Origin of the sequence: Vibrio sp. T3Y01 (assembly GCF_013114525.1) — a bacterium.
GTDB lineage: Bacteria > Pseudomonadota > Gammaproteobacteria > Enterobacterales > Vibrionaceae > Vibrio > Vibrio chagasii_B.
In genome coordinates this window covers 27,647-47,033 of record NZ_VTXJ01000012.1, presented here as the reverse complement: position 1 = coordinate 47,033, position 19,387 = coordinate 27,647, and the positions used below count along the sequence as shown (strand labels likewise).

The following is a 19,387-nucleotide window of genomic DNA, read 5'->3' as shown; positions in this document are numbered from 1 at the left end:
TACTTCTTAACTTTCCTGTTGTAGTGCCTCGAGCTCTTCCCAGCGCTCAAATGCAACTTCAAGCTCCTGCTCTGTCGCAGTTAGCTTATCTAAAACTGGCTGTGTCTGCTCTACAGATTTTGAAAAGAAGCTTGGATCATTAACTTCTTCCTGAAGAGCTTCAATTTGTGTTTCCAATTCTTCTAAACGTTGTGGTAACGCTTCTAGCTCTCGCTGTAGCTTATACGATAACTTCTTAGGTTTAGCTTTAACTGGTGCAGTTTTGGGAGTTTCCTCAACTACTTTCGTTGGCTTTGATGGCTTTTCAACCTGTCGGTATTCAAGCGCCTGCTTTCTTTGCTGTTGCGCATCGTGATAGCCACCAACAAATTCTTCAATCACGCCGTTGCCTTCGAAGATCCAACTTGTCATTACTGTATTATCTACAAACTGACGATCGTGGCTTACTAAAAGAAGCGTACCCTGATAGTTGGCAAGCAAATCTTCTAAAAGTTCCAAAGTTTCGATATCTAGATCGTTGGTTGGCTCATCGAGAATCAGCAAGTTGTTCGATTTGAGGAAAATCCGAGCTAATAACAGACGGTTTTTCTCACCACCAGACAGCGCTTTAACAGGAGTACGAGCACGTTTAGGCGAGAATAAGAAATCTTGTAAGTAGCTTAGTGCATGACGCTCACGGCCGCCTACAGTTACTTCTTGCTTACCGTCCGCTAGGTTATCAATTACAGACTTCTCAGGGTCTAGGATTTCACGGTATTGGTCGAAGTAAGCCACTTCAAGTTTAGTACCACAATGCAGACGACCTGAATCAGGTTTTAGCTGGTCAAGAAGCAGTTTAAGTACCGTACTCTTACCACAGCCATTAGGGCCGATAAGAGCGATACGATCACCACGCATGATATTAAAGCTGAAGTCTTTAACAATCTCTTTGCCTTCGAAACCAAAGTTAATGCTCTCAGCTTCAAATACAATCTTACCTGAACGCTGAGCATCATCGATTTGGATAACCGCTTTGCCCTGCACTTCACGACGATTCAAACGCTCTTCACGTAGCTTCTTAAGCGCACGTACACGACCTTCGTTACGAGTACGACGAGCTTTGATACCCTGTCGAATCCATACCTCTTCCTGAGCGAGCTTTTTATCGAATTCAGCGTTCTGCATTTCTTCAACGCGAAGCGCTTCTTCTTTCTCAACTAGGTAATTTTCGTAATCACCAGGGAAAGAACTCAATTTACCGCGATCAAGGTCGACGATACGCGTAGCCATCGACTTAATGAACGCACGGTCGTGCGAGATAAAGATGATTGAACCACGGAAGTCTTTCAGGAAGCCTTCTAACCATTCAATAGTAGCAACATCCAAGTGGTTCGTCGGTTCGTCGAGTAGAAGCACGTCAGGGTCACACACAAGCGCACGAGCAAGAGCCGCTTTACGTTGCCAACCACCAGATAAGTCCGTCAGCTTAGTTTCGGCTGTCAGCTTTAAAGCACCTAGAACATTCGTTACACGGTCTTCAAAACGCCATGCATTAGCGTGATCCAATTGCTCTTGTACACGAGTAAGACGGTTTAGGTTCTTTTCACTTGGGTCGGTCGCGATCAGATCCAGAAGATCATGATAGATCTTTAGCTGCTCGCCGATTTCAGCAAGACCACCAGCTACATAATCATAAACTGTGCCTTCTTCGTTACGCGGCGGATCTTGTTCCAAGCGAGACACAACCACATCTTGTGTAATTTGCATCTTGCCGTCATCCATGATGATGTTGCCAGAGAGGACTTTCATCAACGTAGACTTACCAGCACCGTTGCGCCCTACTAAACAAACACGCTCGTTTTCTTGCAGCGCGAAGTCTGCACGGTCTAATAGTGGGTGGTCGCCAAATGCTAACTGCCCATTATGAATTGTAAGTAATGCCATTCTTCTTTAACCAATCATTAAGTTCTAACAAGCCAAATGGCCAGTTAAGCTCTGAGTGTTGAGAACCGTCAGAGCTTTCAAATTTGAGCACCGGAATAGTGACCCCGTAACGGGAAAAGAGCTCATCATCGAATGCGATGTCGACAACATTGATATGATGGCTAATGTTTAACTGTTCCGTGAGTTGGAATGCCATCTCACATAGATGGCACCCTTCTGTACTGTAGAGAGTCAGCACTATATATCCTTATACAATCTCTTAACTACTTATGAGTAATCAACCAGCAGTTATGAATATGCTTATTGCGAGAGAAATCTAGTGGAAGTGTCTTCGCTGAGATGTTCTGAGCCTTAAGACCTAGTTCGTCTAGAGCTTCCAAGTCCATTTTGAAGTGACGCTTGTTGTTAGAGAACACAATCGTACCTTCCTCACGAAGCAGGCGTTTTAGGTTCTCCATCAATTGGATATGATCACGTTGAACATCGAAAGATTGATCCATACGCTTCGAGTTAGAGAACGTTGGTGGATCAATAAAGATCAGATCATACGAACCCTGCTCTTTAGCCAGCCATTGTAGACAGTCAGCTTGAACAAATTGATGTTGACGACCGACACGTCCGTTAAGCTCCATGTTCTCTTTCGCCCACTCTAGGTAGGTATTCGACATGTCAACGGTGGTTGTAGAGCGTGCGCCGCCCACAGCAGCGTGTACAGATGCACTACCTGTATAAGCAAACAGGTTAAGGAAATCTTTGCCTGCTGCCATTTCACCGATACGACGACGAGTAATCTTATGATCAAGGAATAAACCTGTATCTAGGTAGTCGTGAAGGTTAACAATCAGCTTAACGCCATACTCATTTACTTCTAGGTTCGATGAATCTTGAGAAAGCTTCTGGTATTGAGAGCGCCCTTTTTGCTTCTGACGAACTTTCAGCACAACGTTGTTGGCTTCAACGCCGGTCACTTGAATAGAAGCACGGATGATATCGGTTAGACGACGTTTTGCTTTCTCTTCCGGTACATCTTTAGGTGCAGCGTATTCTTGAATCACAAGGTGACCTGGGTATACGTCAATCGCTACATTGTATTCTGGTAAGTCTGCATCGTAGATACGGTAACAATCTAGTTGCTCTTTCTTAGCCCACTTGCCAATTTTGCCGATGTTCTTCTTGAGACGGTTCGCGAAATCAGGCGCAATCTGCTGTTCTTGTTGCTCTGCAGGACGCTCTGACATCGGACGATCTGAAATTGAGTAGTTCTTTTGGTGACACGGTAACGCACCATTGTTCAGTTTGAACTGTTTATCAGCACGCATACGTAAGCAGCTTAGTAACTCGTCTGAACTAGAGAAGATAGATGCGTGACAACCACCAAACTCAGCTTTAAGCTGTGCGCCAAATGCCGTGTATAGTGCAATCAAGCCAGGCTCTGTGCCTAGACGCTCACCATAAGGTGGGTTTGATACAACCACGCCGTTATCGAAATCAGCAGGACGCTTAACTAGCGCAGCATCACCTACTTCAAATTGAATTAAGTCTTCAACACCGGCACGACGCGCATTGTCACGTGCAGTCTTGATCATTCGCTCATCGTTATCGTAACCGTAGAACTTACACTCGACTTTCTTAACACCACGGCGACCTTGAACATTCGCTTCTGATTTAACTTCAGCCCATAGCTCTGGTTCAAAATCTTCCAGAGCTTCGAAACACCATTTCTGACGCTTAACACCCGGAGCCATGTTCGCAGCCATCATTGCCGCTTCAATAACAAGCGTACCTGAACCACACATAGGATCTAAGAAAGGTTTGGTTGCATCCCAACCACTACGAAGAAGAATCGCTGCAGCCAGTGTTTCGCGTAATGGTGCACGACCTGATTCAGGACGGTAGCCGCGTTGGTGAAGGCCGCTGCCGACCATATCCAAACCAAGAATCGCTTTGTCACGGTGTAGACGAACGTGAATACGAACATCTGGGTTTTCTTTACTAATAGAAGGACGAGGCAATGACTTCTTCTCGAAGCAATCAACGATAGCGTCTTTCACTTTCATCGCGCCGTATTGGCTGTTGCGGATTTCACGGTTAGTACCGTTGAAGTCAACCACAAAACGCTTAGAGCTATGGAATTGATTCACCCAGTTAACCGCAGTGGTCGATAGGTACAAATCCATGTCGTCCTGACAAGTGAATTCAGAAAGGACACGTACAAATCGAGAAGCCAAACGACTCCACAAACAACAACGATAAATTTGCTCATTGGTCGCTTTGAATTTAACACCTGCTTGAACAGGTTTTGCGTTTGTAATCCCTAGTTGGGTTAGTTCTTCAACTAATAAATTCTCAAGGCCGTTTGAGGTAACCGCTAGATATTGATTCATAGTGTTCTTTTATTGATAAAAATGAGCTCGATTATACCTGATTTTGTTACCAGAGCATCACTCTAAACTCGTCTTTTCATTGAATCTTTCGACTAACTGGCTAGCAAACACACAGTACTGAAGCGATCGCTTACCCAGCCCCCCTTACAGCATAAGACCTAACAAACCCAATTTTTTTACATCCAATTCTCGACCGAATCAACATTGTGAATTAATATTCACCCTAAAATTGGTATATACCAAGAGGAAATAATGGGTGAAATTTAGCTACAAAAGAGCGAAAACAGGGAATAAAGAAGACTAAATTACACTTTTGAGGAATTAAATGAGGTGAAATTAACGTAAAAAAAATTGTCTTAACTTCACTATTTTGATGGTTAGCGAGTGATGCATTTATCAGGATGAGGTTTTTTAGGCACAAAAAAATCGGCTATTAAGCCGATTATTTGGAAGGTTTAGTGAGGTTGTTCTGTGCGACGTATGGCGAAATGATGTATTAAACTTGGGTTAGCCTACCATCGCAATATGATGAGATTGATGCAGAATTGCGTTAGCATCAAGCATTCTATCGTGCATCACCTTGATTGAGTCGCCAAAGCGCAATCCTTTTGAAGGAGTCAGTAGGAACTCTTCTAGGTCTACAAACGCGCACAAGCTCGCACACTCGCCCACTTCTAATACAATGAAGTAACCAAGGCTATGCTCGTTATTCATTTGTACAATATCCCCTTCCTGAGGATACTCATGGCCTGCACCTTGAGGTGCAAAGAACCAACTCTTTGGTTGTACAGGCTTGTGGAAACGCTTCGCAGCCACGCAGTAAAGCGCTAGTTCTGCTTGGCGAGGCTCAGATAGCTCTAAGCCAGAAATTTGTTCTTTGAAGGTTTGGTATGAGGATGCGTCATCAACGGTGAATTCATTATCTCGAAACGCGCAGTCCACCAGCTTATTGCGGACCAGATTCGTTTTGAAAATCATATCCTCTCCGAGGTTTAGCATTAATGAACATTGCTGCTCATCGTAATACCAACTCCATGTATCGCTAGGTTTAAGCATCATTTCGTCTCACACTGTTGAACCATTCCATTAGGTAAAACGCAAAATTACCTTCAATTGCAGTAATTTTACTGAGCAATAGGCAAAAAAAAAGAGGAAATGAATTCCTCTTTCTTATCGCTTTTCTCTACAACTCAGGGAGTTACAGTGTCTCTTTTAGTAAGACGATGTCAGTTTATAGGTACTTCTGATATTGATGTTCTATAACGACCTAGTTTACAAACTACAGGTTTTTGACAATGTCAGCTACAAGGCGTGGACCTTTGTAGATAAAGCCAGAGTAAACCTGAACAAGCTTAGCGCCTGCCATCATTTTCTCTTTTGCAGCAACATAAGAGTCAACGCCACCTACCCCGATGATCGGCAGTTGGTCACCTAGCTCTTGGTGAAGTTTACGAACTACTTCAGTACTACGAGACTGAACTGGACGTCCACTTAGGCCACCGGCTTCGTCACAGTGTTTCATGCCTTCGACAATTGAACGATCCAATGTCGTGTTTGTTGCGATCACACCATCGATCTTATTTTTGATCAATGATTCGCAAATTTGGCTGATTTCGTCGTCACTTAGATCCGGTGCAATCTTAAGAGCTAGAGGAACATACTTACCATGCTTCTCTTCTAGTTCAGCTTGTTTTGCTTTCAGCTCAGACAGCAAATCATCAAGTGCTTCGCCGTATTGTAGAGAACGTAGCCCTGGTGTGTTTGGTGAAGAGATATTTACCGCAATGTAACCCGCGTATTGATATACCTTCTCCATACAGATCAAGTAGTCTTCTGCGCCCTTTTCAATTGGCGTGTCTTTGTTTTTACCGATGTTGATACCTAAGATGCCGTCGTAGTTTGACTTCTTAACATTCTCAATCAAGTTATCTACACCTAGGTTATTGAAACCCATTCGGTTGATGATACCTTCAGCTTCAACAAGGCGGAATAAACGAGGTTTATCGTTACCCGCTTGCGGACGTGGCGTCACAGTCCCTACTTCTACAAAGCCAAAACCCATCGCGCCAAATGCATCAATACACTCGCCGTTTTTATCTAGGCCAGCCGCAAGGCCAACTGGGTTTTTAAAAGTAAGACCCATGCATTCTACAGGTCGATGAGGTAATTGTTGGCGATACAAAAGATCAATGGGAGTGCCGGTAAAGCGTTTGAAATTTTGAATTGCAAGATCATGTGCCTTTTCGGCATCAAGTTGGAAAAAGCCAGTTCTGGCTAGACGGTAAAGCATTGTGCCTCCGATAGAAAAAAGCCCCGTGTAAACGGGGCGATATTATTTACTTATTTACCCAACTATTCAATCTATTACTGTCTGTAAGGGTAAGATAATCGAGTTTGCTAACGAATGAGCTTCTTTATTAAGCAAACGTTACCGTTATCTAGGCAGTTAGCACTCTTTAATTCACTATCCAGTGAATCGGTTTGAGACATTACGAATTTACGGCTACTCACTTTCCAGGGTAAGCAATCATAACCCGAAACGAAAAAGGCAGACCAAATGGCCTGCCCTTAAATCGTTTTACTTGAGTCTAATCGTTAGTCTTTCGACATGCAGTTTAGATTCAGTAGCATCAATTCGCGCAACGCAACTGAGAACTTAGCAAACTCGTGAACAGAACCTACTTTGAATTCGTTCAGGATACTTTCCCAACGATGTAGAGAAACAGAATTGCTTTCCATCCAATCGTCGAGCGCTTTGATCACATCAAGATCCGAACCACAACCGCAGTTAAGTACTTGACCTGTTAATTGACGTTGTTGCCAATCCAGATCTTCTCTGAATGCAGCGCGTGCCAATGCTTGCCAGTTGTTGTCGACGGCTTGGCCATTGATCTGCTTCAAGAACCAGTGCAGAGACAAACGGTCGCCCAGATTGAAGTAAAGTTTAGACGCTTGTTGTACTGTTTTACCCGTTTCACGAGCCACTGTAGATATATCCAGTGCTGAATACAAGCTAGACAGACGAGCTACTGAATTTGCCAATTCTGCTGTAACGCCTTGGTCAATCCATACTTGCGCCATTGCTTGATGCTCTTCTACTTCTGAAGCAACCAGATTTTCATCCAGTTTCTCAGTAATAGCTACTACATCGCCTTGGTAAAGTTCAACCAGTGCTTTCACTGATTGTTTGCCAGTACGGTTTCTTAGTAACCAGCGTGTTAAACGGCGTAGTGTTCGACGTACATGGTACAGCAACTCATATTGAGCTTCTGAGCTAGAGATATTGTCCAGTTCACGGATGCTCTTAAGCACTTGACCCAAACCGTAGATTTCACGTGATGCCGCGTAAGCATTCGCAATATCGACAATGTTTGCGCCCGTCTCTTCTTGTAGACGAGTGATGAAGTTACAGCCCATTTCGTTAACCATTTGGTTAGCAAGAGCCGTCGCAATGATCTCTGCACGCAGTGGATGGTTATCCATGTGTTGAGAATAGTTACGGCGTAACTCTGTTGGGAAGTATTGCATCAATTGTTGCGCATGGAACTCATCATTCGCAATATCATCACTCACAAGATCTTCTTTTAGAACCATCTTACCGTAAGCAATCAATACTGATAGCTCAGGTCGCGTCAGGCCTTGACCTTGCTTCTCACGCTCTAGCAGAGTTTCATCATCTGGGATGTATTCCAAACCACGATCCAGATACCCTGCTTTCTCCATAGTATGAATGAAGCGGATTTGCTCTTTAACTAAACTCACGCCTTGATGTTCAGTTACCGAAATAGACTCAGCTTGGCAGTACGCGTCATCAAGAACGATTTCACCAACTTCATCTTCCATTGACTCAAGCACTTGGTTACGTTGCTTAACAGTCAGATCACCATTAGACACCAAACCGTTCAAGAAGATCTTAATGTTCACTTCGTTATCTGAACAGTCAACACCACCCACGTTATCAACGAAGTCTGTGTTCACTCGGCCGCCGGTAAGCGCATATTCAATACGACCCAATTGAGTCATACCCAAGTTACCGCCTTCACCAACAACTTTTGCTTTCAAATCGCCGCCATTGATACGCAACACGTCATTAGCACGGTCGCCAACATCAGTGTGAGTTTCACTAGAAGACTTAACGTAAGTACCGATGCCACCATTCCAAAGTAGATCAACTTCCATAGACAAGATCGCTTTGATCAGATCATTTGGCGCCATTGATGCTTTCTTGGTACCCAGCATTTTCTGAATTTCAGGTGTTAGAGAGATAGACTTCGCTCGACGAGAGAAGATGCCACCACCCTGAGAAATCAGTTCTTTGTTGTAATCTTCCCAGCTTGAGCGAGGTAGATTGAACAAACGATCACGCTCTACCCAGCTTGATGCTGAATCTGGATTCGGATCAATGAAGATGTGCATGTGGTTAAATGCCGCTTGTAGACGGATGTGCTTAGATAGCAGCATACCGTTACCAAATACGTCACCCGCCATATCACCAACACCGATAGCAGTGAAGTCTGTTGTCTGACAGTTAATGCCCATTTCACGGAAGTGACGCTTAACCGATTCCCAACCACCTTTTGCTGTGATACCCATCGCTTTGTGGTCGTAACCGTTAGAGCCACCCGAAGCGAACGCATCACCTAACCAGAAGTTGTACTCTTCAGATACTGAGTTCGCTAAGTCAGAGAATGTTGCTGTACCTTTATCAGCTGCAACAACCAAGTACGGGTCATCTTCATCATGACGAACCACGCTCTTAGGTGGGATAACCTCACCTTCAATGATGTTGTCTGAAACGTCTAGTAGTGCACGGATGAAGCGCTTGTAACAGCGTTGACCTTCAGCAAAGATTTCATCACGGCCAGACATAGTGTGCTGACGTTTACAAACGAAACCACCTTTTGCACCAACAGGTACAATTACCGTGTTCTTAACTTGTTGTGCTTTAACTAGGCCCAGAATCTCAGTACGGAAATCTTCTTGACGATCTGACCAACGAAGACCACCACGAGCCACTTTACCGCCACGTAGGTGAACACCTTCAATGTCCGGTGCGTAGACGAAGATCTCAAACGCAGGCACTGGTGCCGGAATATCTGGAATCTCGCTTGGTCTCATTTTCAGAGCCAACCAAGGCTTAGCTTGCTTGTTCTCATCCACTTGGTAGTAGTTAGTACGAAGCGTTGCAGTGATCATTTCCATGTAGCGACGAATGATACGATCATCATCCAAGCTCTCTACATGATCCAACTGTTCAGTGATCTTCTTAATAAGATCTTGTTGGCCTTTCACGCTGCCCTTCAATTTCGGGTCAAAACGCTTACCGAATAAGCTCACTAGCCCTTTTGCTAACTCTGGGTAATGAGACAATGTGTCTTCGATGTATTGTTGGCTGAATGGGAAACCTACTTGACGCATGTAACGAGCATAAGCACGTAAGATTGAGATTTCACGGCCAGAAAGACCAGCGCCAAGTACTAAGCGGTTGAAACCATCGCTGTCTAACTCACCCGCCCAAATTGCAGCAAAGGCTTGTTGGAAAAGATCGCGCGCTTCACGAAGATCAATAGTCTTATCGCTCTTGTGCAGCATAGAGAAATCAAGGATCCAATATGTCACACCATTGGTCTTACGCACTTCGTATGGCGACTCACCGATTACGCGTAGGCCAAAGTTTTCAAGCATTGGCATCACATCAGAAAGGTGAATTGGCTCTGCACTGTGGTAGAACAGTTTTAAGCGCACTGCTTTCGAGTCTGCAGCTTCTTCTTGTGGACGGTAGAAAAGCATACCAAGTTTGTTGTCTTCACTCAGTGCTTCTAAACGTTCGATGTCTGCAACGGCAGAACCTGGCATCATGTCTTCTTTGTACGAACGTGGGAATGCACGCATGTACTCTTTCGACAATGGAAGCCCTTTACTCTCACCAAAGTTTGCAATGATTGATTCAGATAGACGGTCATCCCACGTAGACGATACTTCCATTAAATTTTGCTCAATTGTTTTCACGTCCACATCCATGTTGTTGTTATCAACACGAACAATATAGTGCGTTCTTGCCAGAGGGCTCTCAGAGAAGTACGTTGTAAATTCTACTTCTTCTTCACACCCAAAGTACTGCTTCAAGATGCGCTGTGTTTGGCGACGAAGTTCAGTGTTGTAACGATCTTTTGTTACGTAAACCATACAGCTAAAGAAACGGCCAAACGGGTCTTTGCGAACGAACAGACGCAGAAGATCACGATCTTGCATCTGTACGACACCCGTACCCACTTCAAGCAGTTCTTCTTCTCGAGCTTGAAGCAGTTCATCACGTGGGTAGTTTTCAAGAATGTTGTGCAGAGCTTTGTAAGAGTATGAACCCTCACGATAACCACTCGCGTTTAAGATACGCTCTACTTTCTCACGAACTAGAGGAATCGTTTCAACGGTTTGGTTATAAACAGCAGAAGTGTAAAGACCAGTGAAACGGTGCTCACCAATTACCTTGCCGTTCTTATCGAATTTCTTAATGCCGATGTAGTCATTGTAAGCTGGGCGGTGAATGCGTGAAGCCGTGTTGCCCTTTGTTACGATAAGTACATACGGTTTTTTTGCTTCTAAACGCGCCGAGTCAGAAAACTCAGACAACTTAACGTTACGTACACGATCTGAATTCGCAAACAAACCAAGACCTTGCTCCTTGGTCGGTTGCAGCTCAGTATCGCCGTTAACTGAAACTAGGTCATATTCCTTATAACCCATAAAGGTAAAGTTGTGTTCACCTAACCAACGAAGAAACGCCAACGTCTCATCAAAACGTTGACCATCTACTGGAATGCTTTCTTTTTGCTGTTCAACTTGGTCAGTGACTTCTTTCAGCTTTTCAACCATCGTTAACCAGTCGTTAACCACTAGGCTAGTGTCAGTGAAAATGTCTAGAAGCTCTGTCTTAAGTGCCGTCATTTCTGCTTTGCTACTTAGACGGTCAACCTCGATGTGGAACAAAGATTGGAAAACACCTTCACCACTGCTCACACCCACTACACTTCCCGAATCAGAGCGAGAGATTTGCGTTGGGTTATGCAGCATAAGGTGAGAAGAAAGGTCTAGGCGAGTCAGTGCCATTTTTACAGAATCAACAAGGAAAGGACTGTCCGGTACCACTATCTCAACGATAGTGTGAGTGGACTGCCAACCTTGACGACTTACCGTCGGGTTGAAAACGCGTACTGAGATTTCGTCAGCTTTCTTTTCGTTGATGTGGTGCCATAAACTAACTACAGCACCATATAAATCGGATTCATTTCTCTGAGTCAGGTCGTCATGAGAAACGTTACTAAACAAGTGTTGAGCAAGTTGAGTTACGAGAGGTCGATGAGCAAGGTCAAGTTTGTCTTGAATCAGCTTGTAAACTTTTTCAAGTAAAACTGGAACCACAGTTTCACGTGCGGTCATAGTCACACTCCACAATTAGAATTATATTTTATTATTAGGGGTATCACTTAATCTGGCGTTTGAATCGCGCTTTTGAACACTTTTCTACTAACGAGTTAAGCAAAGGTAATGCATTCATTTATTGTAAAAGCATTATTGAAAAATGGTTAATTGTTTTGGAGGTGGTAAGAGGTGAAATGTTTGATTATGTGATTAAGATTCCTTTTAACTCACTAGGCATGCCAAGCTTTACAGAGCTTCTAACTTAATAAACTTATTTTTTTGGTCAGTTGTCAGCCTAAATTGCCCTCTAACCCCTATTTGTGTAAGAAAAGGTCTGAACCGAGTTGCAGGTAACTGAATACGCAATCCTGTTGTTGTCATTACTTGTACTTTACTTGCCGCACCAGAATAACTGGCCAAAAACTGCTGATATGAGATGTTAAGTTGGAAAATATAGTGATTCATACGATACCTGTATAAATATACAGTGCCGGTGTTTTTTGGCACTTAACGATGTCTGACAGTGAGACTGAGCTTGAAACTGTTCTAGCTTATCGAAAATTCGATGAGCCAGAAACAAAAAATCAGTGGCAGATATTCTCTACCACTGATGACTTTTCTTTGTAAGTAAACAGTTTATAAGTAAACCGTTAGCCTTGAGAACGCTTAACTTAAGCTTCTAGTGCTTTCGTTACTTTCTCAAATAAGTCTTTTGCTAAGTTATCCATGTTCTTCAATGTCTCAAGTTCTTGCTTGATAAGAGCTTGGCGATCATCATCATACTTACGGAATTTAAGCAGTGGATCAATCAGACGTGAAGCCACTTGCGGGTTACTGCTGTTTAGCTCACGTAAGATCTCGCCAGCAAATGCGTAGCCCTGACCTGATTTGTCATGGAACTGAACTGGGTTCATGTTTAAGAACGAACCGACCAAGTTACGAGTACGGTTTGGGTTCTTTAAGCTGAACGCTTGATGTGACATAGACTCTTTGATCACTTCAAGGGCATTTGAACTTGGGTTTGTACCTTGCAATGCAAACCACTTATCCATAACAAGACCATCGTGTTTCCACTTGTCACTGTAATCCGCCATCAAGGTTTCACGACATGCTAGTTGTGCACTGTTTGCCGCACCCATTGCTGCCATCGTATCTGTCATGTTATTCGCTTGTTGGTACATCGCAACAACCAAGTCATTACCCTGCTCAGTGTGAGCTAAGTAACTTAGGCAAACTTTACGTAGAGTACGCTTACCAATCGAATCGTGATCGATCGTGTATTCTGTTAGAGCGTGGCTGTGATAAACAGCCGCTAACTCGTCTTCAAGTTCTGCAGCTAGTGTTACTTTCATCGAGTTAAGGATCGATGCGATCGCATCAATATCAACACGCTCGTACCAACCCGATACTTCATTGTGGCTTGGCAGTGAAAGCATTTCTGCAATAAACGCAGGCTCTAGTGAATCGCTCAGCAGTACGCCACGGAATGCGTCAACAACAGAATCAGAAAGCTCAAACGCTTGACCCTGTTGAACCTTCTCCACGTTACTGCGGATGTACTTCGCTAATAGCATTTGACCCGCATCCCAACGAGAGAACTCATTGCGAGCATTCACCATCAAGAAGATCAGCTCATCATCTGAATAGTCGTATTCCAATTTCACTGGCGCAGAAAATTCACGAAGTAATGATGGGATCGGTTGTTCCGCAACGTTTTCAAACACGAAAGTTTGTTCCGCTTCTTTCACGTCTAACACGTTATGAACTGGCTCACCGTTACATTGTAACTCAACAACATCACCCGACGCAGTGTACAACTCGATATCTAGAGGGATATGCAAAGCCTGCTTTTCAGCTTGCTCGTGAGTTGGCGCCGTTACTTGACGAGTTGTTAATGTGTACTGTTTCTTCTCTGCGTCGTAATGGCTTTCAACAGATAGCGTCGGCGTACCAGACTGGCTGTACCATAAACGGAACTGAGACAGATCAACACCCGATGCATCTTCCATTGCGGCAACAAAATCTTCACACGTTGCTGCCGTGCCATCGTGACGTTCGAAGTACAGTTTCATGCCTTTTTGGAAACCGTCTTCACCCAACAATGTGTGGATCATACGGATCACTTCACTGCCCTTTTCGTACACGGTCAATGTATAGAAGTTATTCATTTCTATCACTTTTTCAGGACGAATTGGGTGAGACATTGGGCTTGCATCTTCGGCAAATTGTGGACCGCGAATGATACGCACATTGTTGATACGGTTTACTGCGCGAGAGCCAAGATCCGATGAGAACTCTTGGTCGCGGAATACCGTTAGACCTTCTTTCAAACTCAGCTGGAACCAATCACGACAAGTCACTCGGTTACCTGTCCAGTTATGGAAGTATTCATGGCCAATTACCGCTTCAATACCTAAGTAATCGGTATCCGTTGCGGTTTGGTCGTTCGCCAAAACAAACTTAGAGTTAAATACGTTCAAGCCTTTGTTTTCCATCGCACCCATGTTGAAGAAATCTACCGCGACGATCATGTAGATATCTAGGTCGTACTCTAAGTTGAAACGCTCTTCATCCCACTTCATTGAGTTAATCAAAGACACCATTGCATGGTTTGCACGGTCTAGGTTGCCTTTATCAACAAAGATTTCTAGGTCAACTTTACGACCCGATTGCGTGGTGTATGCGTCACGAAGTACATCGAAGTCACCGGCTACGAGTGCAAACAAGTACGCTGGTTTGGGATGCGGGTCTTGCCATTTCACCCAATGACGACCATTTTCTGCCTCGCCTTCATCAACACGGTTACCGTTACTTAATAAGAACGGGTTCTCTGCTTTGTCGGCGATAACTGTTGTTGTGAATTTCGCCAACACATCTGGACGGTCCATGTAGTAAGTAATACGACGGAAACCTTCGGCTTCACACTGAGTACAGAAAGCGCCACCTGACTTGTATAAACCTTCTAGTGCACTGTTACCTTCTGGGTTCACTTCAGTAACGATGGTTAACGTAAATTCCTTCGGAAGATCAGTTAACGTTAGTTGAGTTTCAGACTGCTCGTATTGCGTCCACTCATTGCCTTCAACCAACACAGAAACCAACTTCAAGCCTTCACCATCCAGTACTAATGTTGAGCTGTCTTTTTCTTGCTTAACACTAGACACCGCAGTAATGATGGATGCTGAATCGTATAAATCGAAAGTAAGATCGATTTCAGAAATAGTGTGAGATGGTGATTGATAATCTTTACGATACTTGGCTTGAGGTGTATGTGCCATGACGAGTTCCTTTTGATCGTTATACGTAATAATTTTTTAACTGTATATATCTAAAGGTTGATCGCCAATAAAACAAGGGGAATATTAAAAAAAGGAGGCATTGTAGGAAAATGCCTCCATATTTTGCTATTTTATCAATCAAATCAGACAGGAACGACTAAGAAATGAACTGTGCACAATATTATCAACGAGTACCACTTTACTGCTAAAACTCACGATTATCGGATGCGATTCAGCACCGCAAACATATCTCCCTCTTCACCTTGTAGCGTTAACACATCGCTGTTCAGTGTATATCGAGTGCCGTGTTCACCGTTTTCATAAAGTAACACTAGTTGGTCGCCTTCGGTGTAATACACCCCGCGACGAATAACTTCGCCACCTTCTTCATCAGACACGCGGAACATGAAGATAAAGTCAGGCTGCAAAACCAAATCCATTTTTTGGATGTTACTCGCTCTTAAATCGCTACCCGATAGCTCAGCGCTAGACCAAATACCCGCCAGTGCGTTGGGTAATGCTTTAGTAAACATCACACCATTAAGATTCAGCATGTTGTGATTGCTGCTGTAAGAATAGACTTGAGGCTCAGACGTGTTCAGACCCAGAATAATTGTGTCTTCATTGGCATTATATAAACCTTCCCAATGGTCGACACTATAGTCTTTTTTCTGGATATCGATAGTAAACGAATAATTTGAATCGAGAGTCAGCTTTATTGCTCTAAAGTTTTCAGTGCCTTGCTCCGGATCTGGATTCATTAAATACCAGTCACCAAGCAACAAAGGAAGGTCAAAATGGGATAAGTTACTATCACTTTTTGATTGCTGACCGTTAGGAGTAACTTCACTCCCAAAAGCAGCAAAACTTAAACAAGATAAAAATAGTAGAATCCATTTCATAAGCGCCCCCTCGTTTTTCTTTAAGCTTAGGCACGTAATGAATAGAAAGCGAAAAAATATGATCCAAGTCACTAAATTTTAAATGCGAAGTAACTTAAATGTCATTATTTACCAAACAGAAATCTAGAAAACTCACAGGGCATTCGCTTACTAACTAGCAATAAAAACCAAAAGAAACATATAGATAGAGATACATCAGACCGAACAGATACAAAAAAAGCGAGCCTAAGCTCGCTTTTTAATTTCAACAGGCGGTAAGCCTATTTCTTTATCATATCTAGCATGATTGCAACCGACTCATCAAGATAAGCGTCAGGGGCTTCATAGTCGTTCGGAACATCGTCCAACGTTTTGAAAGGCTCTAACTTAGCGACTTTTTGACGTTGATTAATACGTTCTAAACGAAGTGCTTCCGCATCATCACTCTCTTGCTGGCGAACCTTTTCATTCAGAGAAAGTTCGTTGTCGTCTTTATCCGCCTTATACTTTTCAATATCTTGCGCAATAAAGCCGAATTCCATGTCTGTCGCGATACGAGCTTGGTGTTTAGCCGTTAACGCCGCGATTTCCTCATCGTTACGCTGTAACACAGAGTACTTCGCTTTGTCGATGCTATCCCAAGGTAGTGCATTATCTTCAACACTTTCACCTGTATCTGCTGGATCAATCGGCGTTGGGTATGCAATATCAGGAACTACCCCTTTGTTTTGCGTACTACCACCATTGATACGGTAGAATTTTTGGATTGTGTATTGAACATAGCCTAACTCTTTATCGAACAAATCATAGATATGATTCAAAGAACGATGCTGTTGTACCGTTCCTTTACCGAAAGAGTTCTCACCCAGGATTATCGCACGACCATAGTCTTGCATTGCAGCGGCAAAGATCTCAGATGCTGATGCACTGTAACGATTCACCAATACCGTTAACGGACCTTGGTAGCTGATCTTACCATCGGTGTCACTGTTCACTTTGACACGACCATAGCTATCACGAACTTGGACAACAGGTCCCTCTTTGATAAATAGACCAGAGAGTTCCGTTGCTTCGGTAAGTGCACCACCACCGTTATTACGAAGATCGACAATGATACCCTCGACACCTTGCTCTTTGAGCTCAGCGATCAGTTTGTCGGTATCTTTAGAAAGGCCAACGTAGAAACTTGGCACTTCTAGTACACCAATCTTCTTACCATCTTTCTCGATAACTTCTGATTTAACAGCACGGTCTTCTAGACGAATCTTATCACGAACAATTGTGACAACGTGACTTTTTGCATCTTTACCATCAGGTAAGATCTGCAGCTTCACTTTAGTCCCTTTCGGGCCTTTAATAAGTTGTACTACATCGTCTAAGCGCCAGCCAATAACATCAACAATCTCTTCTCCATCTTGACCAACGCCGACAATACGATCGCCATCGCTCAATTGTTTACTGTTTGACGCAGGGCCACCAGCAACTAAAGAACGGATAACGGTGTAGTCGTCTGTCATTTGAAGCACAGCACCAATCCCTTCTAGAGAAAGATTCATCTCAGATTGGAATTGCTCTGCATTTCTTGGAGAAAGGTAGCTAGTGTGAGGATCGACCTCTCGTGCAAATGCGTTCATGTAGATCTGGAAAGCATCTTCATTATGCGATTGCGTAATACGCTTCATCGCATTGTTGTAACGCTTTTCCAAAACTTCTTGAATCTCTGGCCACTCTTTACCAGTTAGTTTTAGATTCAACGCATCGTATTTAACGCGTTTTCTCCAAAGCTCATTCACTTCAGCGATATCTTTCGGCCACGCTGCTTCACTACGATTAAGTTCGATAGTTTCATCGGTATCAAACTTGATTTCAGTATCGAGCAAAGACAATGCATACTGGAAACGTTCAAAACGCTTCTGCATAGACAAATTGTAAACATCGAAAGCAATCTGGTTATTGCCTGCTTTTAACTGGTCATCGATTTGCTTCGATGCCGCAGAGAAAGAGTCAATATCAGCTTGGGTGAAGATATTACGATTGTAATCCAGCATCTCTAAGTAACGATTAAAGATAGCTTGAGAGAAATCGTCGTTGAGATTGAAGTGTTTATAGTGGGAACGAGTAAATCGAGAAGTAACACGTTTACTAGCAGTTTCGTGTTGGACCTCAGGAGCGAGTAGAGGTAAATCGTCCTGATCTAATTTGGCTTCAAGAGCCTGAGCTGAAGCTGCTAGCAAAAAGCTAGCAGCAATCAGTGTCAATTTTGAACGGCATTTCATGCGTAGGAGTATCTCCTTTAAGCGCGCAAGTGCTCCGCTTTAACAACCATTTGTAGGCCGTTTGCTAACTGAACACGTACATCTTCCTTATTGATTTCAACAATGGTCGCAGCCATGTTTCCTTTACCCATGTTCACATTTACTTCTTTGCCAGCGATGAATTCGTCAGCGTTCAAAGCGCGTGTTTCTACAGGCTTTTCTACTTTTGGTGCTTTAGGCGCTTGGCGACGAGGCTGTGGAGCTTTCTTCGCCTTAGGTTTCGCTTTGCCTTCTTCGCGAGCTTTTTGTGCTTGCTCTTTACGACGAGCCTGAACTTTAGCTTTGCTTTCTGCAAGTGTAGCTTTAGCGTGCTCAACGTGCTCTTCTTCTAGTGTGCCACACGCGTTGCCGTCTAGGTCAACACGCTCTGCACCAGCTTTTACGCCGTGCAGGTAACGCCATGATGATGTGTACTGTCTTAACGCTGCACGAAGCTGAGTCTTACTTACTTTTTCGTCTTCATTTAGACGTTCAGCAAGATCTTGAAAAATACCAATTTTAAGTGGCTTCGCTTCACCTTCTAAAGTAAAGCATTTAGGGAAACATTCAGCAATATATGCGATAACTTCTTTGCTGTTTTTTAACTTTTCAGTGTTTTCCATGTGGGTTCCTGGTTTTTGCGGTTTTCCGCGAGCATTAAGAAAATATTTTTACGTATTATAGAGAGATGCTTGGGAAAAACCACAGTAAGAGAATAATTTATGCCTTGTTCGCGTGCGAATTAAGCAGCTTTTCCACTTCAGCCATGAAAAACGTCAGTCCTTCCTCGTCAATTTCGCTAAATCGACCAACATTTGGACTATCGATATCCAGTACGCCTGCTATTTTTCCATCAATCGTAAACGGAATCACAATTTCTGAGTTACTTGCCGCGTCACAAGCAATGTGACCTTCGAACTCATGCACGTCGTATATACGTTGAACGGTGTTTGTCGAAACCGCAGTTCCGCATACACCACGACCGACAGGAATACGTACACATGCAGGCTTACCCTGAAATGGACCAAGAACCAATTCATCGCCTTTCATTAAGTAAAAGCCTGCCCAGTTCAGATCGTCAAGTTCCATCGACAGTAATGCACTGATATTTGACAAATTTGCGATCATATCGGTTTCTGATTCGATTAATGCAACAGCTTGTTTGGTTAAGCGATGGTAATGTTCTATTTTCATATTAACTTCCAATT

General features: G+C 43.4%; 12 protein-coding genes. All 12 read right to left on the bottom strand.

What is annotated here, in order from left to right; translation table 11 throughout:
- Window positions 1-6: 6 nt before the first annotated feature.
- Window positions 7-1,923 carry an ABC transporter ATP-binding protein gene (locus F0232_RS14360; RefSeq protein WP_105057178.1) on the bottom strand — a complete coding sequence of 639 codons (1,917 nt, stop codon included), beginning with the start codon at window positions 1,921-1,923 and terminating at the stop codon, window positions 7-9.
- A complete protein-coding gene (locus F0232_RS14355; protein WP_081090360.1) occupies window positions 1,901-2,161 on the bottom strand; it encodes a glutaredoxin family protein in 261 nt (86 codons plus the stop codon). Before F0232_RS14355 ends, F0232_RS14360 begins: the two co-directional genes overlap by 23 nt.
- A gap of 25 nt (window positions 2,162-2,186) precedes the next feature.
- On the bottom strand, window positions 2,187-4,307 hold the full coding sequence (gene rlmKL / locus F0232_RS14350) for a bifunctional 23S rRNA (guanine(2069)-N(7))-methyltransferase RlmK/23S rRNA (guanine(2445)-N(2))-methyltransferase RlmL (protein ID WP_061033443.1): 2,121 nt from the start codon (window positions 4,305-4,307) through the stop codon (window positions 2,187-2,189).
- A gap of 507 nt (window positions 4,308-4,814) precedes the next feature.
- Entirely contained in the window at window positions 4,815-5,366 is a 552-nt protein-coding gene (locus F0232_RS14345) for a cell division protein ZapC (RefSeq protein WP_008221983.1), read from the bottom strand.
- Window positions 5,367-5,586: 220 nt separating this feature from the next.
- Entirely contained in the window at window positions 5,587-6,597 is a 1,011-nt protein-coding gene (pyrD, locus tag F0232_RS14340; RefSeq protein WP_105057180.1) for a quinone-dependent dihydroorotate dehydrogenase, read from the bottom strand.
- A 305-nt stretch (window positions 6,598-6,902) separates the two neighbouring features.
- Window positions 6,903-11,744 carry an NAD-glutamate dehydrogenase gene (locus F0232_RS14335; RefSeq protein WP_105057181.1) on the bottom strand — a complete coding sequence of 1,614 codons (4,842 nt, stop codon included), beginning with the start codon at window positions 11,742-11,744 and terminating at the stop codon, window positions 6,903-6,905.
- Window positions 11,745-11,972: 228 nt separating this feature from the next.
- On the bottom strand, window positions 11,973-12,191 hold the full coding sequence (locus F0232_RS14330) for a DUF2835 domain-containing protein (RefSeq protein WP_081090361.1): 219 nt from the start codon (window positions 12,189-12,191) through the stop codon (window positions 11,973-11,975).
- Between the two features lie 206 nt (window positions 12,192-12,397).
- Window positions 12,398-15,004 (bottom strand): aminopeptidase N, encoded by a 2,607-nt coding sequence (gene pepN / locus F0232_RS14325; RefSeq protein WP_105057182.1) that lies wholly within the window; start codon window positions 15,002-15,004, stop codon window positions 12,398-12,400.
- Window positions 15,005-15,222: 218 nt separating this feature from the next.
- Entirely contained in the window at window positions 15,223-15,906 is a 684-nt protein-coding gene (locus F0232_RS14320; RefSeq protein ID WP_061033448.1) for a hypothetical protein, read from the bottom strand.
- Window positions 15,907-16,166: 260 nt separating this feature from the next.
- Window positions 16,167-18,161, bottom strand: coding sequence for a carboxy terminal-processing peptidase (prc, locus tag F0232_RS14315; protein WP_105057183.1), 1,995 nt, complete (start codon window positions 18,159-18,161; stop codon window positions 16,167-16,169).
- Window positions 18,162-18,178: 17 nt separating this feature from the next.
- Window positions 18,179-18,802 (bottom strand): RNA chaperone ProQ, encoded by a 624-nt coding sequence (gene proQ, locus F0232_RS14310; RefSeq protein ID WP_004742319.1) that lies wholly within the window; start codon window positions 18,800-18,802, stop codon window positions 18,179-18,181.
- Window positions 18,803-18,899: 97 nt separating this feature from the next.
- Window positions 18,900-19,373: a GAF domain-containing protein gene (locus tag F0232_RS14305; protein ID WP_008224656.1), complete on the bottom strand. Its 474-nt coding sequence runs from the start codon at window positions 19,371-19,373 to the stop codon at window positions 18,900-18,902.
- Window positions 19,374-19,387: the final 14 nt, after the last annotated feature.

Excerpts from the sequence above, each read along its gene's own strand:
- F0232_RS14360 (WP_105057178.1), bottom strand. The coding sequence starts at position 1,923 with ATGGCATTACTTACAATTCATAATGGGCAGTTAGCATTTGGCGACCAC.
- rlmKL (WP_061033443.1), bottom strand. The coding sequence starts at position 4,307 with ATGAATCAATATCTAGCGGTTACCTCAAACGGCCTTGAGAATTTATTA.
- F0232_RS14345 (WP_008221983.1), bottom strand. The coding sequence starts at position 5,366 with ATGATGCTTAAACCTAGCGATACATGGAGTTGGTATTACGATGAGCAG.
- pyrD (WP_105057180.1), bottom strand. The coding sequence starts at position 6,597 with ATGCTTTACCGTCTAGCCAGAACTGGCTTTTTCCAACTTGATGCCGAA.
- F0232_RS14335 (WP_105057181.1), bottom strand. The coding sequence starts at position 11,744 with ATGACCGCACGTGAAACTGTGGTTCCAGTTTTACTTGAAAAAGTTTAC.
- F0232_RS14330 (WP_081090361.1), bottom strand. The coding sequence starts at position 12,191 with ATGAATCACTATATTTTCCAACTTAACATCTCATATCAGCAGTTTTTG.
- pepN (WP_105057182.1), bottom strand. The coding sequence starts at position 15,004 with ATGGCACATACACCTCAAGCCAAGTATCGTAAAGATTATCAATCACCA.
- F0232_RS14320 (WP_061033448.1), bottom strand. The coding sequence starts at position 15,906 with ATGAAATGGATTCTACTATTTTTATCTTGTTTAAGTTTTGCTGCTTTT.
- prc (WP_105057183.1), bottom strand. The coding sequence starts at position 18,161 with ATGAAATGCCGTTCAAAATTGACACTGATTGCTGCTAGCTTTTTGCTA.
- proQ (WP_004742319.1), bottom strand. The coding sequence starts at position 18,802 with ATGGAAAACACTGAAAAGTTAAAAAACAGCAAAGAAGTTATCGCATAT.
- F0232_RS14305 (WP_008224656.1), bottom strand. The coding sequence starts at position 19,373 with ATGAAAATAGAACATTACCATCGCTTAACCAAACAAGCTGTTGCATTA.